At 70.7% G+C, this 4085-nt stretch carries 4 protein-coding genes; 1 reads left to right on the top strand and 3 read right to left on the bottom strand.

Going from position 1 to position 4085, the window contains the following annotated elements:
* Positions 1-59: 59 nt before the first annotated feature.
* Genes VHK87_RS18980 through VHK87_RS18970 form a run of 3 tightly spaced genes read right to left on the bottom strand, consistent with a single transcriptional unit; the run spans position 60 to position 3410 of the window.
* Positions 60-668, bottom strand: a complete 609-nt coding sequence (locus tag VHK87_RS18980) for a TetR/AcrR family transcriptional regulator (RefSeq protein ID WP_329636459.1) — start codon at positions 666-668, stop codon at positions 60-62.
* Positions 668-2296, bottom strand: a complete 1629-nt coding sequence (locus VHK87_RS18975) for a DHA2 family efflux MFS transporter permease subunit (protein ID WP_329636458.1) — start codon at positions 2294-2296, stop codon at positions 668-670. Before VHK87_RS18975 ends, VHK87_RS18980 begins: the two co-directional genes overlap by 1 nt.
* Before the next feature lie 10 nt (positions 2297-2306).
* The gene (locus VHK87_RS18970) at positions 2307-3410 is read right to left on the bottom strand and encodes an HlyD family secretion protein (RefSeq protein ID WP_414694169.1); all 1104 of its coding nucleotides are present in this window, start codon (positions 3408-3410) and stop codon (positions 2307-2309) included.
* A gap of 145 nt (positions 3411-3555) precedes the next feature.
* Between VHK87_RS18970 and VHK87_RS18965 the strand changes: the two genes are divergently transcribed.
* Positions 3556-4085 (top strand): FAD-dependent monooxygenase (locus tag VHK87_RS18965; RefSeq protein ID WP_329636456.1); only part of this gene is annotated, 530 nt, incomplete at its 3' end.

The following is a 4085-nucleotide window of genomic DNA, read 5'->3' as shown; positions in this document are numbered from 1 at the left end:
CGAAGAAGGGTGACAGGTAGCCTCGCTCCTGGCGGGCGAGGCTACCCGTCACCGCAGAGTCACCGACCGTATGCCTTCATGAACCGGTCGGCCGCCTCGTTGGAGATGCGGCCGATCTCGTCGGGCTCGAGCTCTCGGGCCATGCCGAGCAGGCCGGCGATCTGCAGCGAGCCGATGGCCATGCCGCGGAAGATCTCCGCCGCCAGCAGCGGGTCGGGGATGTGCAGGCGTCCGGCGCGGTCCTCCTGCGCCAGGAATTCCGCCAGCCGCTCGGCGCTGGCCCTGGGGCCGGCCTCGTACATGGCCCGGCCGACCTCCGGCATCTCCACGGCGCTCTGCACCGCCAGCCGCATGAAGCCCAGGCTGTTGGGCGTCGCCACCGCCTCGAGCAGAATGCGGGCGTAGCCGGCCAGGGCGTCGCGGGGGTTCTCGGCCGCATCGGCCCCTTCCAGCGGCGCGGTCACCTGATGCACCCGCCGGCGCGCCAGCGCCCGCACCAGCTCGGCCTTGCCGCCGTAGTGGTTGTAGATGGTCTGCTTGGAGACGCAGGCTCGGCGGGCGATCTCCTCGATCGAGGCGGCGAAGCCGCGCTCTGTGAACACCTGCACGGCGGCGTCCAGGATGGCCTCGGTCTTTGCCTGGTCGATCTGGCCGGCGATCCTCGGCATCAGCGCTTCTCCCCCGGCCGGACGGAGCCCTGCGCCCAGGCCGGCCCGACGAAGAAGGCGATGGCGCCCGCGAGCACACAGCCGGCCGCCAGGAAATAGAACGCATCCCCGTAGCCCAGCACGGCCGCCTCGCGTCGAATCATCCCGCCGAACGCCATTCGGGCCGCTCCTTCCGGATCGGCCGCCCCGCGCTGTTCCATGATCGCGGCGAGCGCCTCGAGCATCTGCTGGCTGGACAGGTTTCCCCAGTTCACCGCCGCCGAGATGTCGGCCAGGTGGACCGCCGTCTGGTGGGTAAGCACGGTCGAAAGCACCGCCAGGCCGACCGCGCCCCCCAGGTTGCGCACCAGGTTCACCAGGCCCGAGGCGTCCTTCATCATGTGCGCCGGCAAGGTGGAGACCGCCAGCTGCTGGGCTCCGATCATCGCCATCATCACCCCGAAGCTCCGCCAGGCCTGCAACACGGCGAACTCGTGGAAGCCCCAGTCGGCCGTGATCCGCCCGCCGAGCGCTGTCGACCAGGCGGCGAGGCCAAAGCCGAGGATCATCGAGATCCGCAGGTCCATGGAGCGGACGAGCCGCCCGCAAATCGGGGCCGAGAGGAACATCGTCAGGCCCGAGACCAGCATGGTCGTGCCGACCTGGGTGGCGGTGTACTGCAGCACCTGGCCGAGGAAGATCGGGATCAGGAACGAGCCGCCGAAGATGCTCACCCCGGCGATGAAGCTCATCAGCACGCCGAGGGTGAACTCCTTGTTCACAAAAGGTTTCAGCGAGACGATGGGCTGGCGATAGGTGACCTGGCGCCAGACGAACACCAGGCCTGTCACGGCGGCGGTGACGGTCAGCCACAGGATCAGGTCGTCCTCGAACCAGCCCTCGCTGGCGCCCTCCTCCAGCGCGTACTGCATGGTCAGCAGGAAGATCGTCATGACCACGAGGCCGAACCAGTCGATTCCCTTCGCCAAAGACCGGTCCGGCTTGTCGAATCCGCCGTAGCGTCCGACCAGGAAGATCACCAGGGCGCCCGGGACCAGGTTGATGAAGAACAGCCAGCGCCAGGACAGGGCGTCGGTCAGGTAGCCGCCGAGGATCGGGCCGATGGTCGGGGCGAGCGTCACCACCAGGCCGGTGATCACGTTGGCGGTGACCCGCTGCTCCGGCGGAAAGACCGTCATGGCGGTGGCGAAGACGGCCGGGATCATCGCGCCGGCCGCCAGGCCCTGCAGCGCGCGCAGGACGATCATCGACTCGTAGCTGTTGGCCAGGCCGACGGCCATCGAGGTGATGACGAAGATCACCACCGCGGTGACATAGAAGGGCCGGGTGCCGAACAGTTTGGACAGGTACGCCGCCAGCGGAATGGTGATCACCTCGGCCAGCAGATAGATGGTCTGGATCCAGCTGATCTCGTCGGCGCTGGCGCCCAGGCCCGACTGGATCTGGGTCAGCGAGCTATTGACGATCTGGATGTCGAGCATGGCCATGAACTGGCCCACGACCATCCCGCCGAACCCCAGGAAGATCCTTCCCCAGGCGACCTCGCCCTCGGCGTTGAGCGCCGTCTCGGGGACGCCCAGCGCCTGCGCCCGCTCGGCGCGGTCGAAGCTGAGGGCCGCCTCGGTCACGGCGGGGGCCCTACGGGGTCCCGGCGTGCTGGGCCAGGGCGGCGTGCGGCACGGCCTCGGCGAAGCTCGGCCCCGTGTCCCGGGTCACGTCCACCTTCACGTGCACCGACAGGCCCGGCCGCAGAGCGCCGGCCAGCGGCTCCGTCCGGTCCACCAGGATGCGCACCGGCAGGCGCTGAGTGATCTTGGTGAAGTTGCCGACTGCATTCTCCACCGGGATGACCGCGAACTCCGCGCCGGTGGCCGGAGCGAAGCTCTCCACCTTGCCCTTCAGGGTCTGCTTGCCGAAGGCGTCGGCGCGGATCTCCACCGGCTGGCCGATGCGCAGCCGGGCGACCTGGGTCTCCTTGAAGTTGGCGACCACGTAGGTGTCGGTCAGCGGCACGACGCTCATCATCGACGAGCCGACCCGCACGTATTGGCCGGGCCGCACGCTGCGGGCGCCGACCACGCCGGCCACGGGGGCGCGGATTTCAGTGCGCGAGAGGTCGATGCGCGCTTGCTCCACTGAGGCCCGCGCGGCGTCCAGCTGGGCCAGCGTCTGGGCGCGCGCCGAGCCGAGGGACGCCGCCGTCTGCCGCTCGGCCTCCAGGGTCGCCTTCGCCTGGGCGACGGCGGCCTGCGCCTGGGCGGCGGCGGCCTTGGCCGACTGGATGCGCTGGGTGGAGACGAACCCGCGGTCCCCGAGGGCGCCGTAGCGGCTCATCTCGGCGGCGGCGAGCTGGGCCTCGGCCTGGGCGCTGGCGACGCCGGCCTGCCGCTGCGCGATCATCGCCTGCTCGAGCGCAGCCTTGTCGTCGACCGCGCGCACCGCCGCCTCGAGGGCCGCGGCGTTGGCGATCGCCTCCGCGAGCCTCGCCTGGATCTCGGCCCCGTCGAGGCGCACCAGCAGCTGGCCGGCCTGGACGGCCTGATTGTCGTCCACCAGCACCTCGGCCACGTAGCCGCCGACCTGCGGGGCCACCATCACCTTGTCGGCGTGGATGAAGGCGTTGTCGGTGGTCTCGTAGCGCTGCTTGCCGGTCCACCAGAAGACGCCGCCGACCGCGATGGCCAGCGTCACGACCGCGCCCACGAGCACGGGTATCAGATGCCGCCGCAACAACCCCGCCACGTCACAAGCTCCGACTGAAAAATGGACGATGAAGTCCAGCTTACGCGGTGGACGGCCGGGCGCAATGTGAAAGATGGACGGGCGGGTCCACGATTGGGCCGCAACGCCTCTGGACCTTCGAGCGGGTTGGCCGCCATATCGGCGCATGGAATTCGATGCCGACGTGATCATCGCCGGCGCCGGGATGGCTGGCGCGACCCTGGCCCTGGCGCTGGCCCAGGCGGGGCTCAAGGCGGTGCTGATCGACCCGGTGGTGTTCGACGCGCAGGTCGCGCCGACCTTCGACGGCCGGGCCTCGGCGATCGCCTTCGCGGCCTTCCGGCAATGGCGGGTGCTGGGGCTGGCGCCGGAGCTGGAACCGCAGGCCCAGCGGATCGAGCAGATACTGGTCACCGACGCGCCGCGACCGGGCGCGGCGGCGTCCGCCCCCGGGCCCTTCTTCCTGCGCTTCGACGCGGCCGAGATCGCCGGCCGCACCGAGGGCGAGCCGCTCGGCTACATGCTGGAGAACCGCCGCGTCCGCGCCGCCCTGGCTGCGGCGGTGCAGCGGGCCGGTATCGAGGTGCTGGCCCCGGCCCGCGTGGAGGCTGTGGAGGTGACGCCCCGCGCCGCGCAGGTGCGGCTGGCGGACGGCCGCACCCTGACGGCGCCGCTGGTGGTGGGCGCCGAAGGCCG

It is taken from the genome of Phenylobacterium sp. (assembly GCF_036263695.1).
In the GTDB taxonomy this organism is placed as follows: Bacteria; Pseudomonadota; Alphaproteobacteria; order Caulobacterales; family Caulobacteraceae; genus Phenylobacterium.
The sequence above is the reverse complement of the archived record's forward strand: the minus strand, read 5'-3'. Positions and strand labels throughout refer to the sequence as shown.